This window comes from Virgisporangium ochraceum (genome assembly GCF_016863655.1).
GTDB lineage: Bacteria > Actinomycetota > Actinomycetes > Mycobacteriales > Micromonosporaceae > Virgisporangium > Virgisporangium ochraceum.
The window spans coordinates 140,246-154,651 of record NZ_BOPH01000098.1 but is presented as its reverse complement, the minus strand read 5'-3'; the positions used below and the strand labels follow the sequence as shown (position 1 = coordinate 154,651).

Below are 14,406 nucleotides of genomic sequence, written 5' to 3'. Positions count from 1 at the left end.
CGCCGCGACGGCCCGACCCGCCCGGAGCCCCGGCGTGCCACACTGTCCCGTCCGGACGGGGAGGTGGGTATGCGTTCGCGCGTCCTGTACGTCAGCGTCTGCGTGACGGCGATGGCGCTGGTCGCCGGGTTCGCCGTGCTGTACCTGGGTGCGTCGGAGGCCGCCGACGCGATCGGGTCCTACCGGTCGACCCAGGGTCTGCGGCCGCGCGCCACCCCCGACCGGTGGACGCTGGCCGTCGCCGCCTACGCCGGCGGCGCCGCCCTGTCGGTGCTGGTGATCGTGCTGATGGAGCGCTGGTGGACCCTCGGCCGCGAAAGGCCGCGCAGCGCCCTGAGCCTGGCGCTGATGGCCGGCGTGGCGCTGGGCCTCGTCCTGGCCCTCGACGGGCTGCTCACGTTGACGCCGCAGGGCGTGCTGGCCACCCTGGTCCCGTCGTGGTACGCGCCGTTGTGCATCGCGCAGGGCCTGGTGCTGGTCGCGGTGTTCGGGCTGGCCGTCATCGCCCTCCCCCGGCCGGCCCCGCGCGACGTGCGCCTCGGTCACGTGTCGCTGACGGTCGGTGACCTCGACCGCGCCGCCCGCTTCTGGTCGCGCGCGCTGGGCTACGTCCGCCGCGGTGGCGCGTCGCCGTGGCTGGAACCCCCCGACGGGCACGGCATCCCGCTGGCCCTGGGCCGCGACGACCACCCGCACCTGCACCTCGTCGTCTCCGACGAGGCGACCCGGCGCGCCGAGGTCGACCGGTTGGTCGCCCTGGGCGCCAGCCCCGTCGACCGTCCCGGCGCGGCCCACGTCGTCCTCGCCGACCCGGACGGCAACCTGTTCGACGTGGTGGTGCGCCCGTGACACCCCGCACCCTGCACGTTGCCGTCACGACCGTGGCGGGCCTGCTCGTGGCCGGGTTCGTCGCGCTGTACGTGGGCCTCGGCACCGTCGACTTGAACGACCTGGAGTACCGGGCGTCGCAGCCCCTGCCCGTCGCCGACCGGTTCCCCGAGGACCTGTTCACCGCCGCCTACGTCGTGGGGGTGGTGCTGGCGCTGGGCCTCGTGGTGCTGGTCGAGCGCCGGGTCCCGCTGCTGGCGCCCCTGGCCGTGGCGGTGGTGCTCGCCGCGTGCCTCGGTGGAATCCTGATCCTCGCCGCCGCCACCGACCCGTACGCGGACGCCGACCTCTACCCCTCGTGGTGGCGTACCCTGACCGCGGTTCAGGGCCTGCTCCTGCTCGCGCAGAGCGCCATGGCGATCGCCATCCTGGCCGTCCCCCCTCCTGCCACCGGTGAGCGCCGCCGCCCGCCGGGTACGGGCGTCGCCAGGGTCGGCACGGTCGTCCTGAAGGTCGACGACCTCGACCGCGCCGCCCGCTTCTGGACGGCCGCCCTCGGCTACACCCGCTACGGCGACACGGCCTCCTCCCCGTTCCTCCTCCCTCCCGACGGCCAGGGCCCTCCCCTGACCCTGGACACCGACGACCGCACACACCTGGACCTCGTCGTCCCCGACGAGGCAACCCGGCGCGCCGAGGTCGATCGGCTGCTCGCCCTCGGCGCCACCCCCGTCGACGGCTGGGCCGAGGTGCCCCACACCGTCCTGTCCGACCCGGAGGGCAACCTCTTCTGCGTCGTGGTGCACCCCGACGCCTAGACGTTGCGGCGGTACTGGCCTCCCACGTCGAAGAAGGCCTCGGTGATCTGCTGCAACGAGCAGACCCTGGCCGCGTCCATCAGAACCGCGAAGACGTTGGCGTCGCTCATGGCCGCCTCGCGGAGGCGGGCCAGGGCGGCCGGGGCCTCGTCGCGGTGGGCGTCGTGGAAGGCGCGCAGCCGCGACAGCTGGGACTCCTTCTCCGCCTCGGTGGCCCGGGCCAGCTCGACCGCGGTGACAGTCGGGGCGGCGCCGTCGGGACGCAGGAACGTGTTGATGCCGACCAGGGGCAGGCTCCCGTCGTGCTTGCGCTGCTCGTACAGCATCGACTCGTCCTGGATGCGGCCGCGCTGGTAACCCGTCTCCATCGCGCCGAGCACGCCACCGCGTTCGGAGATGCGGTCGAACTCGGCCAGCACGGCCTGCTCGACCAGGTCGGTCAGCTCGTCGACGATGAACGCGCCCTGCAGCGGGTTCTCGTTGACCGCCAGACCCCATTCGCGGTTGATGATGAGCTGGATCGCCAGGGCCCGCCGCACCGACTCGGTGCCGGGCGTGGTGACCGCCTCGTCGTAGGCGTTGGTGTGCAACGAGTTGGCGTTGTCGTAGATCGCCGTGAGGGCCTGCAGCGTGGTGCGGATGTCGTTGAAGTCCATCTCCTGCGCGTGCAGCGAGCGCCCGCTGGTCTGGATGTGGTACTTCAACTTCTGGGAGCGCTCGTTCGCCCCGTAGCGCTCCCTCATCGTCACCGCCCAGATGCGCCGGGCGACGCGGCCGAGCACCGAGTACTCGGGGTCCATGCCGTTGGAGAAGAAGAACGACAGGTTCGGCGCGAAGTCGTCGATGTCCATGCCGCGGGCCAGGTAGGACTCCACGTAGGTGAAGCCGTTGGCAAGCGTGAACGCCAGCTGGCTGATCGGGTTCGCTCCCGCCTCCGCGATGTGGTAGCCCGAGATCGACACCGAGTAGAAGTTGCGTACGTCGTTCTCGATGAACCACTCCTGGATGTCGCCCATCATGCGCAGCGAGAACTCCGTGGAGAACAGGCACGTGTTCTGGCCCTGGTCCTCCTTGAGGATGTCGGCCTGCACCGTGCCGCGCACCTGCGCGAGCGCCTCCGCGGCCGTGCCGCCGTTCGCCACGTGCTGGTCGATCACCGTGTTGAGGAAGAACGCGAGCACCGTCGGCGCCGGCCCGTTGATCGTCATCGACACCGACGTCGACGGCGACACGAGGTCGAACCCGTCGTAGAGCACCTTCATGTCGTCGAGCGTCGCCACCGACACCCCGGACGTGCCGACCTTGCCGTAGATGTCGGGCCGCGGGTCGGGGTCGCGGCCGTAGAGCGTCACCGAGTCGAACGCTGTCGACAGGCGGGTCGCGGGCGCGTCGGCCGACAGCAGCTTGAACCGGCGGTTGGTGCGCGCCGGATCGCCCTCGCCGGCGAACATGCGGGCCGGGTCCTCGTTGTCGCGCTTGAACGGGAACACGCCCGCGGTGAACGGGAACGACCCCGGCAGGTTCTCCCGCCGCAGCCACCGCAGCAGGTCGCCGTGGTCGGTGTACCGGGGCAGCGCCACCCGCGGAATCTCGTTGCCGCTCAACGAGGTACGGGTGAGCGGCGTTCGGATCTCCTTCCCCCGGACCGAGAACACGTGCTCGGTGCCGGAGTACGCCTCGACCACCCGCGGCCACGCGTCGAGCTGCTCCCGCACCGGCGACGGCAGGTCGGCGCGGGCCGCGTCGAGCAGGTCGCCGGCCGCGGGCAGCTCCCGCGCGACGGCCTCCAGGCGCTGCAGCCGCCGCGCCCTCTCCGCGAGCGCGTCGGTCTCGGCGTGGAAGTCGCGCACCGTCTGCGCGATCTCGGCCAGGTAGCGCACCCGCTCCGGCGGGGTGAGCCGGCGGATCATCGTGGTCGTCCTCGACGTGACCGGCGGCAGCACGCCCTCGCTCACCGGCAGACCCTTGTCGGCCAGCAGGCCGCGCAGGAACTGGTACAGCGCGGTGACCCCGTCGTCGTTGAACGTCGCCGCCGACGTGCCGAACACCGGCATCTCCTCGGGCCGCTGCCCGAAGGCCTCCCGCTCACGCACGAGTTGGCGCCCCACGTCGCGCAGCGCGTCGGCCGCGCCGCGCCGCTCGAACTTGTTGATCGCCACCGCGTCGGCGAAGCCCAGCATGTCGATCTTCTCCAGCTGGGACGCCGCGCCGAACTCGGGCGTCATCACGTACAACGCGACGTCGGCGAACGGCACGATCGCCGCGTCGCCCTGCCCGATACCGGGCGTCTCGACGATCACGAGGTCGAACCCGGCCGCCCGCAGGACGGTGATCACGTCCTCCAGGCTCTCCGGCAGCTCGCGGGACCCCCGCGTGGCCAGCGACCGGAAGTACACGGACCCGCCGTCGAGCGCGTTCATCCGGATGCGGTCGCCGAGCAGCGCGCCCCCGCCCTTGCGCCGCGTCGGGTCGACCGCGACCACGGCGACGCGCAGCTTGTCCTGCTGGTCGAGGCGCAGCCGGCGGACCAGCTCGTCGGTGAGGCTCGACTTGCCCGACCCGCCGGTACCCGTGATGCCGAGGACGGGCACCGTGCGCCGCCGCGCGGCCGCCCGCAGCTCCTCCATCGGCAGCTTCCCGGCCTCCGCCCCGGTGATCGCGCGGCCGATCGCGACCCGGTCGCCGCCGATGACGTCCTGCGCGTCGACCCGGCGGACGCTCCACGGGCTCCAGTCGCAGTCGCGGATCATCGTGTTGACCATGCCGGCGAGGCCGAGCTTCTGGCCGTCCTCCGGCGAGAAGATCGTGACGCCGCTCCCGCGCAGCCGGGCGATCTCGGCGGGGATGATGACACCCCCGCCGCCGCCGTACACCTTCACGTGGCCGGCCCCGGCCTTCCGGAGCGAGTCGACCAGGTACTCGAAGTACTCGACGTGCCCGCCCTGGTACGACGAGACCGCCACGCCCTGCACGTCCTCCTCCACCGCCGCGTCGACGACCTCGCGCACCGACCGGTTGTGGCCCAGGTGCACGACCTCCGCGCCCTGCGACTGCAGGATCCGCCGCATGATGTTGATCGACGCGTCGTGCCCGTCGAACAGGCTCGACGCGGTGACGAACCGGACCGGCTCGGCGGGGACGTGGAGCATCGGCGCACCGTCCTCTTGTGGATTCCAGGTACTGAGAATACTAGGGCGTCCTAGTATTTTCGTCCACGCGACTGGAGGTCGAGCTCGGTCAGCCGGTACACCGCCGCGGTGACCAGGGCGCCGGGGATGAAGGTCCACAACCACCAGGGGTTCTCCCAGTCGAGGGTGACCATGATGATCATGGCCCACACCGCGAACTGGGTGCCGGTGGCGACCAGCCACGCGGCCGTGGTGAAGCGGCGGATGCGGGTGTGCGGCGCGGGCGCGCCCACCCGGTCGGGCCGGATGAGGCCGATCGCGGCGGTGTCGACGCGGTCGCGGGTCTGCTGATTCATGGTGTCTCTCCCGTATGGCCGAAGGTGGTAGCTCAGATGTTTCCGCCTTCCACGGTCGCCGTCAGTGGGGCGACCTCCCGGCCGTTGGTGGGGTTGTCCCCCCGCTAAACCGGTGGCGCCACCCGGAGAATGGGAGCCATGGACATCGATACGGGGGTCAACCACGCGGCCTGGACGGCCGTGTCGGAGAAGTACTGGCGGGAGTACGACGAGCTGCTGGTGCTCGCGCGCGACGGGTTCTCGCTCGTCGACGTCGAACGGGAGGTGCTCACGCCGCTGCTGGCGCGCGGTCCCGAGGTCGTGCACCTGCAGAGCGGCGACGGCATCGACGACCACGCGCTGGTCAAGGCCGGTGCCCGCTCGGTCGTCGGCGTCGACTACAGCAGCGGCGCGGCGGCCGCGGCCGCGAAGCGCGCGACCGACCTCGGCGCACCCATCTCCTACGTCGTGGCGACGATCCCCGACACGACACTGCCCGACGGCTGCGCCGACCTCGTCTACACCGGCAAGGGCGCGCTGATCTGGATGACCGACCTCGACGCCTGGGCCCGAGAGGTGGCCCGCCTGCTGCGGCCCGGCGGCCACCTGTGGGTCTACGACGGGCACCCGGCGTTCGCGCTGTGGTCGTGGGACCTCGACGAGGCCCGCATCCGCCCCGACCGCCGCTACTTCATGCGCTCGTACCCGTGCGACTCGTACCCGGCGAACGGCGCCGTCGAGTACCAGTGGAACCTGGGCCAGATCGTCAACGCGGTCGTCGCGGCCGGTCTGCCCATCAGGCACCTCGGCGAGCACCCGGAGCCGTTCTGGAAGATGGGCGAGATGGAGGCGGCCGCCTGGCAGGGGCACCTGCCGAACACGTTCTCGCTGCTCGCGGGTCCGCGTTAGCTTCCGGCCACGGCCCGCAGCTCCTCCTCGAGCTCGTCGGCCTCCACCGGGAACGCGAGCCGCCGCGCGCGCCGGAGCCGCAGCGTGATCACCGCGAACGCGGCGGCTCCGGCCGCGCAGACGTAGATCCCGGGGTTGGCGAACTCCCCGGCCAGCAGCAGCGCGCCGGTGACCAGCGCCATGAGCCCGGTGAGGCCGGCGAACCCGGCGGTGGTCAGCCGCTCGGTGCGCGCCTCGCGGACCGTGCCCGACAGCACCACGCCGTGCGGCCCACCGGCCAGGCGCCCGACCAGCACCGGCGGACCGGAGCCGCCACCCACGACCCGCGCCCGCACCCGACCGTCGGGGCGCACCCGTGTCCGCAGCCCGGCCCCGGGCACCGGCCCGGTGGAGCGCAGCATCGCCGCCGCGGCGTCGACGTCGGGCGCGTCGATCGGGATCTCCACGGAACGACGCACCGGTGGACGGTACCGGATCCCCAGCAAACCCGGAGGTAGTTGACCGCGCAAAAGGTTGCGCTCGACGGAGCGCACCAATACGGTCGGCGGATACCGGGAAGGGAGCCGCCGCCATGCTTCTGGACAAGGAACTCTGGACCAACCGCGTCTTCATCGGTGGCAAGTGGACCGAGGCGTCCGGCGGCAGCCGCGACGTCGTCGAGCCCGCCACCGGCAACGTCATCGGCCGAACCGGTGCCGGCGACGCCACCGACATCGCCCAGGCCGTCGAGAGTGCCGCCGCGGCGCAGCCGGCGTGGGCGGCCACCTCCCACGCCGAGCGGGCCGCCGTCCTCAGGAAGGCCGCCCAGCTCTGGACCGAGCACGGCGAGGAGATCTCCTGGTGGAACGTGCGGGAGGTCGGCACGATCCCGCCGATGGCCGGTTTCGCCCTGCACGTCGCCGAGCAGGAGTGCTACGAGGCCGCCGGCCTGCCCGGCCGCCCCTACGGCGAACTGCTGGCCAGCGAACAGCCCCGGCTGTCGATGTCGCGGCGGGTGCCGGTCGGCGTCGTCGGCGTCATCTCGCCGTTCAACGTCCCGATCATCCTGGGCATCCGGTCGGTGGCACCGGCGCTGGCCCTGGGCAACGCGGTGGTGCTCAAGCCCGACCCGCGCACGGCGGTGACCGGCGGCGTGGTGCTCGCCCGCATCTTCGAGGAGGCCGGCCTGCCGCCGGGCGTGCTGCAGGTGGTGCCGGGCGGCGTCGAGGCCGGCGAGGCCCTGATCACCCACCCGAAGGTGCCGGTCATCTCGTTCACCGGCTCCACCGGCGCCGGCCGCCGGGTCGGTGAGCTCGCCGGGAAGCACCTCAAGCGGGCCCACCTGGAGCTGGGCGGCAACTCCGCCCTCGTCGTGCTCGACGACGCCGACGTCGACGAGGCGGTCACCCTGGCCGCGTTCGGCACGTTCTTCCACCAGGGCCAGATCTGCATGACGACCGGCCGCCACATCGTCCACGAGAGCCTCTACGACGACTACGTCGAGCGGCTGGCCGCCAAGGCCGCCCACCTGCCCGTGGGCGACCCGGCCGCCGGCGAGGTCGCCCTCGGTCCCCTGATCGACGAGCGGCAGCGCGACAAGGTCCACGGCCTGGTGACCGCGAGCGCCGACGCCGGCGCGAGGGTCGCCGCCGGCGGCACCTACGACCGCCTGTTCTACTCGGCCACCGTCCTGTCCGACGTACCGGCGGGCGCGCCGGCGTTCGCGGAGGAGATCTTCGGACCGGTCGCGCCCGTCCTGAAGTTCGGCTCGGTGGACGACGCGGTGCGCATCGCCGCCGACACCGAGTACGGCCTGTCCCTGGGCATCGTGACGAAGGACGTGATGAAGGGCCTCGCCCTGGCCGACCGCATGCCGACCGGCATCGTCCACATCAACGACCAGACCGTCAACGACGAGGCGAACGCCCCGTTCGGCGGCCTCGGCGCGTCGGGCACCGGGTCGCGCTTCGGCGGCGCCGCCGCGAACGTGGAGGCGTTCACGGAGACCCGCTGGGTCACGATGCGCAGCCAGCCACCGACGTACCCGTTCTGACCACACGGGGGCGTACGGCCGCCGGGCACCGTACGGCGGCGCACGGAACTAGGGTGTTGGCATGTCCGACGGGTGGGCCGAACAGCGGGCGCGGGCGATCGACGCCCACGCGGCCGACCTCGCCCGGCGCACCGCGGTCGAGTCGGAGAAGGCCGCCGCGATGCTGCGGGAGTTCGCCACCGTGGCCCGCGAGCGCGGTGTGCCGTCGGAACCGCTCGTCGCCCGCTCCTACGACGGGCGGCGCCGGTTCCGCACCGGGCTGCGCGGCTGGTACCTGCGTCCCGACGAGGGGATCGCGGTCGGCGAGGACGGGCGCTACTACGTCCTCGCCGTGCCGGGGTCGCTGCGCGGCATGCTCACCGGGGTCACGCTCGCGCCGTCACCACCCCGGCTGGTGCTCGGCGAAGGCGGACGCGACGGCGAACGCGTGACCCTCCGGGCGGCCCTCGACCACGTCCTGGCGCGGGCGTCGTGACCGGACCACTGCCGCTCGACCCGATCGACGAGGCGGCCCGGCACTGGCGCGACCACGGCTGGGCCGAGGCCGCCGACGGGATGGCGGCGGTCACGTCGATCATGCGCGCGCAGGCGATCGTGCTGGCCCGCGTCGAGGAGGTGCTGCGGCCGCTCGGGCTCACGTTCGCCCGGTACGAGCTGCTGATGCTGCTGTCGTTCAGCAGCCGCGGCGGCATGCCGATGACCAAGGCCAGCGTGCGCCTGCAGGTGCACCCGACGAGCATCACCAACGCCGCCGCGCGGCTGGAGAGCGCGGGACTGGTGCTGCGGCGCACCCATCCGAGCGACCGACGCACGGTGCTGGTCGAGATCACCGACGAGGGGCGCACGCTCGCCGCCGAGGCGACCAAGCGGCTCAACGACCGGGTCTTCACGCGGCCGGGGCTGTCCGGCGACAGCATCCGGACGCTGGTGACCGTGCTCCGCGAGCTGCGCCTCGACGCCGGCGACTTCAGCGGGCCATGACCGACGAACACGACTTCGCCCGGCTGGTCGAGCCGCACCGCGCCGAGCTGCACGCGCACTGCTACCGGATGCTCGGGTCCACCCACGACGCCGACGACGCGGTCCAGGAGACGTTCCTCCGGGCGTGGCGCGGCCTGGACCGCTTCGACGGACGCGGACCCCTGCGGCCCTGGCTCTACCGCATCGCGACCAACCGCTGCCTCACGATGATCGGGCGCCGCGGCCGCCGCGAGCTGCCCACCGACCTCGACCCCGCCACTCCCCCGACCGAGCTGACCTGGCTGGAGCCCTACCCCGACGTGGAGACGCACGTCGTCACCCGCGAGAGCGTCGAGCTGGCGTTCGTCGCGGCGGTGCAGCGCCTGTCCGGGACGCAGCGCGCGGTGCTCCTGCTGCGCGAGGTGCTCGGGTTCCCCGCGAGCGAGGTGGCCGACCTGCTCGACACCACCGTCGCGGCGGTGAACAGCGGCCTGCAGCGGGCCCGGGCCGCCGTCGGCGGGCTGCGGAGGGACGACCCGCCCGGCGACGACGCGGTCCGCGACCTCGCCGCCCGGTACACGGCGGCGTGGCAGGCCCGCGACGTCGATGCGATCGTCGGGATGCTCACCGAGGACGCCCGCTACTCGATGCCGCCGCTGCCCGAGTGGTACGCGGGACACGCGGCGATCCGCGGCTTCCTGCTCGACGGTCCCCTCGACCTGCGGTGGCGGTTCCTGCCCACCCGGGCGAACGGGCAGCTGGCGTTCGGCACGTACCGGTTCGACGTCGCGAAGGAGCTGTACGTGCCCGGCGGCCTCGACGTGGTGACACTGCGCGACGGGATGATCTCGGAAGTGGTGTCGTTCCTGGACGCCGACCTCACCCGGTTCGGGCTTCCCGAGACGCTGCGCGATTAGTTTCCGCCGTTCGCGGGGTTACATCTGTATGACCGAGAACGAGAAGCAGATCCGTGACCTCATCGAACGCTGGGTGACCGCCGTCCACACCGGCGACATGGAGAACGTCCTCGCCGACCACAGCGACGACATCGTCATGTTCGACGTGCCGCCGCCGCAGAACGGCGTCCGCGGCATCGACGCCTACCGCGAGACCTGGCCGCCGTTCTTCCGGTGGCAGGCCAGCGGCGCGGTGTTCGAGCTGGTCGAGCTCGACGTCACCGCCGGCGACGACGTGGCGTTCGCCCACGCGCTGCTGCGCTGCGAGACCACCGAGGAGCTGGCCCGCGACCCGGAGAAGCGGCTGCGGCTCACGCTCGGGCTGCGCCGGGAGGACGGACGCTGGGTCGTCAGCCACGAGCACCACTCGTTCTGCGACACCACGGGTGACGAAGGCACCGGCGAACGGCAGGTCCGCGACGTCGTGGAGGGCTGGACGGCGAAGACCGCCGCCCGCGACCTCGACGGCCTCGTCGCCACCATCGACGACGACGTGGTCTCGTACGAGCTCGACGCCCCGCTGCGCTACGTCGGCATCGACGCCGTGCGCGAGGTCTGCCGGATGGGCCTGGAGGCACCCGGTGAGGTGGCGTTCGAGCCGACCGACCTCACGGTCGCCGTCCGGGAGAACCTCGCCGTCGTGTGGGGGCTCGACCGGGTGACCGTCGACGGCGAGGTCCAGTGGTCGCGCGGGACGCGGGTGTTCCGGAACACCGGCGACGGCTGGACGATGGTCCACCAGCACCTGTCCTACCCGCGCGACCCGGACAGCGGCAGGGCCGCGACCGACCTGACGCCGTGACGGATCAGCGTCCCGGGGCGCCGGACCCGGCGTCCCGGGACGGACCCCGGGCCACGACGTACGCGAACAGCGCCGCCATGACCGCCACCCCCACCCACATGGCCTGCCGCCAGCCGTCGACGAACGCCTGCCGCGCGGCCACGACCAGCGCCCCGTCGCCGGTGGCGAGCGCCGTGGCGATGCCGTCGCGGGCCGGCACCGGACCCACCCGCGCGTCGACGGCCGCGCGGTAGCCCGCCGTCAGGACGGCGCCGAGCAGGGCGACGCCGAGCGCGGTGCCGAGCTCGCGGGTGACGTCGTTGAGCGCCGACGCCACCCCCTGCCGCTCCCGGGGCAGCGCCGACGTGATGGCCTCGGTCGACGGGGTCTGCGTCAGGCCCATGCCCAGGCCCATGGCCAGCATGCCGGGCAGCACCGAGAGGTAGCCGTCCCCGACCGAGACCATCGTCGCCATCAGCGCCAGCCCGGCACCGCCGACAAGCGCACCGGCCGCCATCGTCGCGCGGCTCCCGGCGCGTGCGGCCACCCGCGGCGCGAGGCCGGCGGCGAGCATCATCACGCCGGCCATCGGCATGAGAGCCAGCGTCGACCGCAGGCCCGACCAGCCGAGAACCGCCTGCAGGTACGGGAACAGCACGACGAAGATGCCCGCCTGCACGCCGAAGAGCACCAGGAGGGCCAGCGAGCCGCTGGACAGCCGCCGGTCGCGGAAGGAGCGGACGTCGAGCAGCGGACCCGGCCGGCGCAGCTCCCACGCCACGAAAGCGATGCTGCCGGCGACGCCGAGGGCGAGGCCCACCAGGGTCGCCGGGTCGGTCCAGCCGCGGACCGGCCCCTCGTGCAGCGTGACGATCAGCCCGGTGACGGCGACCACCGACAGCAGCGAGCCGACCGCGTCGAACCGGTGCGGCGACCGCTCCCGCGAGTCGGGCACGGACCGCAGGGCCAGCACGGCGGCCACCCCGACGAGCACGACGGGCAGCGCGAACAGCCACCGCCACGTCGCCGCGTCGACCAGGACCGCCGACAGGTACATGCCGAGGATGCCGCCGCCACCGGCGACGCCCGTCCACACGCCGATCGCGCGGGCGCGGTCGCCGGGCGGGAACGTCGAGGTGATGACGGCCAGCGTCACCGGCATGATCATCGCGGCGCCGACGCCGCCGGCCAGCCGCGCGACGATCATCATCACCGACGAGGTGGCGAGCCCGGCCGCCGCGCCGGCCACGCCGAATACGGCGAGGCCGGCGAGCAGCACCGGCCGGCGGCCCCACCGGTCGCCGAGGGCGCCGAGCGGCAGGAGCAGCGCGGCGAGGCTCAGCGTGTAGACGTTGATCATCCAAAGGACGGTGCCCTGCGACGCGTCGAACGCGACGGCGACCTGCTGCTGGGCGACGTTCAGGCCGGAGACGGACGCGATCACCGCCATGAGGGCGACGCACACCGCGACCAGGACGGCGCGGCGCCGGCGGGGGTCGTGAACCGTCGGGTCGGCCTCGGCCGCCCGGGTGGAAGAGATCATGCCCGGATGGTGTCCGCCGACCCGGCCGATCAGCAAAGAACTTTGCCGAATGGCAAAATGGGGGCATGGCAGAGGACCTCGACCGCACCCTCGACGCCGTCGGGCCGCGGCTCAAGCAGCTGCGGCTGCGCCGCGACCTCACGCTCACCGAGCTCGCCGACGAGACCGGCATCTCCGTCAGCACGCTGTCGCGGCTCGAGGCCGGGCTGCGCCGGCCCACCCTCGAGCAGCTCCTGCCGCTGGCCCGTGCCCACAGTGTGACCATCGACGAGCTCGTCGACGCGCCGCTGACCGGCGACCCCCGCGTGAACCTGCGCCCCATCGCGGCCGGCGACGGGTCGACGATCCTGCCGCTGACCCGGCGACCCGGCGGGATCCAGGCCTACAAGTTCGTCCTGCCCGCCGGCGCCGACGACCGCGTCCCCGACCTGCGCACCCACGAGGGCTACGACTGGGTCTACGTCCTCAACGGCACGCTGCGGCTGGTGCTCGGCGACGACGACCTGCTGCTGCGGCCGGGTGAGGCCGCCGAGTTCGACACCCGCACCCCGCACTGGTTCGGTGCCACCGGCGCCGGCCCGGTCGAGTTCCTCAGCCTCGTCGGCCGCCAGGGCGAGCGCGCGCACGTGCGCGCGGCACCGGGGCCGGCCGGACCGCCGTAGTCGTCCGGCGCCGGCGCTGACCCCGCCGGCGCCGGACGGGTCAGCGGCGGTCCACCGTGAACGACGCCATCCCGCCGGTCGCCACCAGGTCGTAGCGGTCGGCGGCGGCGTCCCAGCCGTCGCCGGTGACCGTCGTGCCGGCCGGCACGCCGTTGCGCGTGGCGCCGTCGACGGTCACCGCGCCCGCGCCGGCCTGCGCGGCGACCCGGACCGGCACGCCCGCCGGCAGGTGCGTCGACCAGGAGCCGGTGCCGCCGACCATGCGCACCTCGACGGTGCCCGACGGGCGCGGCAGCGTCAGATCGATGCTGCCCGCCCCACCGATGAACTCGACGCCGCTCACCCGGGCCGCCGACAGGTCCACGGTGTGCCGGGTCGACCCGGCGACCAGCCGGACCCGCCACGTGGTCCCCGGGTTCAGCACGATCTCGACGGCCGACGGGCCGGTCGTGCCGGAGTCGCCCAGCTCGACGCGCACCACGCCGTCGTCGGAGGCGGAGACCAGGGGCACCTGCCGGCCGTCGGACGGGGTTCGGACCTCGTACAGGTGGCCGTCGAGGTCGGCGGCGCGCACGGTCACCGAGGTGGCGCCGGTGAGCAGTTCGAGGGTCGCCTCGGCGCGGTCGCCGACCGGACCGGTGACGACGTGGTTGCCGCGGCCCGGCCCCGTCCGGTCGTCGTCGCCGCTCGCGACCGCGGCCAGCACGACCGCCACGAGCAGGAGCACGACGAGCACCACCGCTCCGGCGACCAGCCACTTCCGGTCGACGCCACGCTGCCGGTCCGCCGGCGGGCTCTCCGGCGGGGTGTCCGGCGGCGGTGCCGACTCCGGCGGGTTCGTCGAGGTGAGCGCCATAGCGAATCCGGTACCCCTTTTCGCACGGTTCCGAACCGAGCACTGTCGATTCACGGTACGCACGGGCCGGCGCTATGGTGCCCTCCATGACCGACGCGGATGCCGTCGCCTCCTCCCTGGCGGAGCGCATCGAGGGGCTGACGTTCCTGGACCGCACAGCCGACGAGGTCACGGAGGTGCTCATCGCGGCGGTGGTCGACTGGGCCGAACGGCAGAACTGGCGGGTGTACCGGCGGGCGCGCTCCGTCGTCCCGTTGCCGCCGCCCATGCAGGGGAAGTTCTCGACGCTGGACGTGGCGTGCGCGCGTCCCGTCGGGGCGCCCGTCGTGGTCGAGGTCGACCGCACCGACCGGCGCCGCACCCTCGACAAGCTCCGCGCGGAGGCCGACGCCGGGCGGATCGCGCTGTGGTTGCGGTGGGGCACCGGCGCGGTCGCGCCGGTGGACGGCGCGGTCCGCGTCGTCACGTGCGAGGTGACCGGGAGGAGCGCGCCGGGCGGCCGCCGGTTCGACCGGGTGGTGACCACGCACCGCCCGCCCCCGGAGCACTCCGTTCCGTAGTCATTCACCGCTCACTCAACTCATCGACCTGCTGTCGA

The 14,406-nt window shown here is 73.4% G+C and carries 15 protein-coding genes; 10 read left to right on the top strand and 5 right to left on the bottom strand.

The window, feature by feature from the left end; genetic code table 11:
• The first annotated feature begins 69 nt into the window (after positions 1-69).
• Together Voc01_RS53465 and Voc01_RS53460 are read left to right on the top strand one after the other, a co-directional pair.
• Positions 70-849, top strand: coding sequence for a VOC family protein (locus tag Voc01_RS53465; RefSeq protein WP_239160726.1), 780 nt, complete (start codon positions 70-72; stop codon positions 847-849).
• Complete coding sequence (locus tag Voc01_RS53460; protein WP_239160725.1) at positions 846-1,646, top strand: VOC family protein; 801 nt, start codon at positions 846-848, stop codon at positions 1,644-1,646. Before Voc01_RS53465 ends, Voc01_RS53460 begins: the two co-directional genes overlap by 4 nt.
• On the opposite strand, the gene icmF is transcribed toward Voc01_RS53460, so the two are convergent.
• Together icmF and Voc01_RS36325 are read right to left on the bottom strand one after the other, a co-directional pair.
• Entirely contained in the window at positions 1,643-4,795 is a 3,153-nt protein-coding gene (icmF, locus tag Voc01_RS36330; RefSeq protein ID WP_203932187.1) for a fused isobutyryl-CoA mutase/GTPase IcmF, read from the bottom strand. The genes Voc01_RS53460 and icmF overlap by 4 nt on opposite strands.
• Before the next feature lie 50 nt (positions 4,796-4,845).
• Positions 4,846-5,130: a hypothetical protein gene (locus Voc01_RS36325; protein WP_203932186.1), complete on the bottom strand. Its 285-nt coding sequence runs from the start codon at positions 5,128-5,130 to the stop codon at positions 4,846-4,848.
• 138 nt (positions 5,131-5,268) lie between these two features.
• Here Voc01_RS36325 and Voc01_RS36320 point away from each other — a divergent pair, with 138 nt between their 5' ends.
• Entirely contained in the window at positions 5,269-6,018 is a 750-nt protein-coding gene (locus Voc01_RS36320) for a class I SAM-dependent methyltransferase (protein ID WP_203932185.1), read from the top strand.
• Here the strand turns inward: Voc01_RS36320 and Voc01_RS36315 are convergent.
• Entirely contained in the window at positions 6,015-6,476 is a 462-nt protein-coding gene (locus tag Voc01_RS36315; protein WP_203932184.1) for a hypothetical protein, read from the bottom strand. The two genes, Voc01_RS36320 and Voc01_RS36315, sit on opposite strands and share 4 nt — an antisense overlap.
• Before the next feature lie 113 nt (positions 6,477-6,589).
• Here Voc01_RS36315 and Voc01_RS36310 point away from each other — a divergent pair, with 113 nt between their 5' ends.
• The 5 genes from Voc01_RS36310 to Voc01_RS36290 all read left to right on the top strand — a co-directional run bounded on the left by Voc01_RS36310 (position 6,590) and on the right by Voc01_RS36290 (position 10,768).
• Complete coding sequence (locus Voc01_RS36310; protein WP_203932183.1) at positions 6,590-8,050, top strand: benzaldehyde dehydrogenase; 1,461 nt, start codon at positions 6,590-6,592, stop codon at positions 8,048-8,050.
• Positions 8,051-8,111: 61 nt separating this feature from the next.
• Positions 8,112-8,525, top strand: coding sequence for a hypothetical protein (locus Voc01_RS36305; RefSeq protein WP_203932182.1), 414 nt, complete (start codon positions 8,112-8,114; stop codon positions 8,523-8,525).
• Positions 8,522-9,031 carry a MarR family transcriptional regulator gene (locus Voc01_RS36300; RefSeq protein ID WP_239160724.1) on the top strand — a complete coding sequence of 170 codons (510 nt, stop codon included), beginning with the start codon at positions 8,522-8,524 and terminating at the stop codon, positions 9,029-9,031. The genes Voc01_RS36305 and Voc01_RS36300 overlap by 4 nt, the downstream gene beginning before the upstream one ends.
• On the top strand, positions 9,028-9,927 hold the full coding sequence (locus tag Voc01_RS36295) for a sigma-70 family RNA polymerase sigma factor (protein WP_203932181.1): 900 nt from the start codon (positions 9,028-9,030) through the stop codon (positions 9,925-9,927). The genes Voc01_RS36300 and Voc01_RS36295 overlap by 4 nt, the downstream gene beginning before the upstream one ends.
• 28 nt (positions 9,928-9,955) lie before the next feature.
• Positions 9,956-10,768, top strand: a complete 813-nt coding sequence (locus tag Voc01_RS36290; RefSeq protein ID WP_203932180.1) for a YybH family protein — start codon at positions 9,956-9,958, stop codon at positions 10,766-10,768.
• Positions 10,769-10,772: 4 nt separating this feature from the next.
• On the opposite strand, the gene Voc01_RS36285 is transcribed toward Voc01_RS36290, so the two are convergent.
• Positions 10,773-12,290 carry an MFS transporter gene (locus Voc01_RS36285; RefSeq protein WP_203932179.1) on the bottom strand — a complete coding sequence of 506 codons (1,518 nt, stop codon included), beginning with the start codon at positions 12,288-12,290 and terminating at the stop codon, positions 10,773-10,775.
• A gap of 65 nt (positions 12,291-12,355) precedes the next feature.
• Here Voc01_RS36285 and Voc01_RS36280 point away from each other — a divergent pair, with 65 nt between their 5' ends.
• On the top strand, positions 12,356-12,952 hold the full coding sequence (locus Voc01_RS36280) for a helix-turn-helix domain-containing protein (RefSeq protein ID WP_203932178.1): 597 nt from the start codon (positions 12,356-12,358) through the stop codon (positions 12,950-12,952).
• A 40-nt stretch (positions 12,953-12,992) separates the two neighbouring features.
• On the opposite strand, the gene Voc01_RS36275 is transcribed toward Voc01_RS36280, so the two are convergent.
• Positions 12,993-13,808, bottom strand: coding sequence for a hypothetical protein (locus Voc01_RS36275; RefSeq protein ID WP_203932177.1), 816 nt, complete (start codon positions 13,806-13,808; stop codon positions 12,993-12,995).
• An 86-nt stretch (positions 13,809-13,894) separates the two neighbouring features.
• Between Voc01_RS36275 and Voc01_RS36270 the strand changes: the two genes are divergently transcribed.
• Positions 13,895-14,368 carry a hypothetical protein gene (locus Voc01_RS36270; RefSeq protein ID WP_203932176.1) on the top strand — a complete coding sequence of 158 codons (474 nt, stop codon included), beginning with the start codon at positions 13,895-13,897 and terminating at the stop codon, positions 14,366-14,368.
• Positions 14,369-14,406 lie beyond the last annotated feature (38 nt).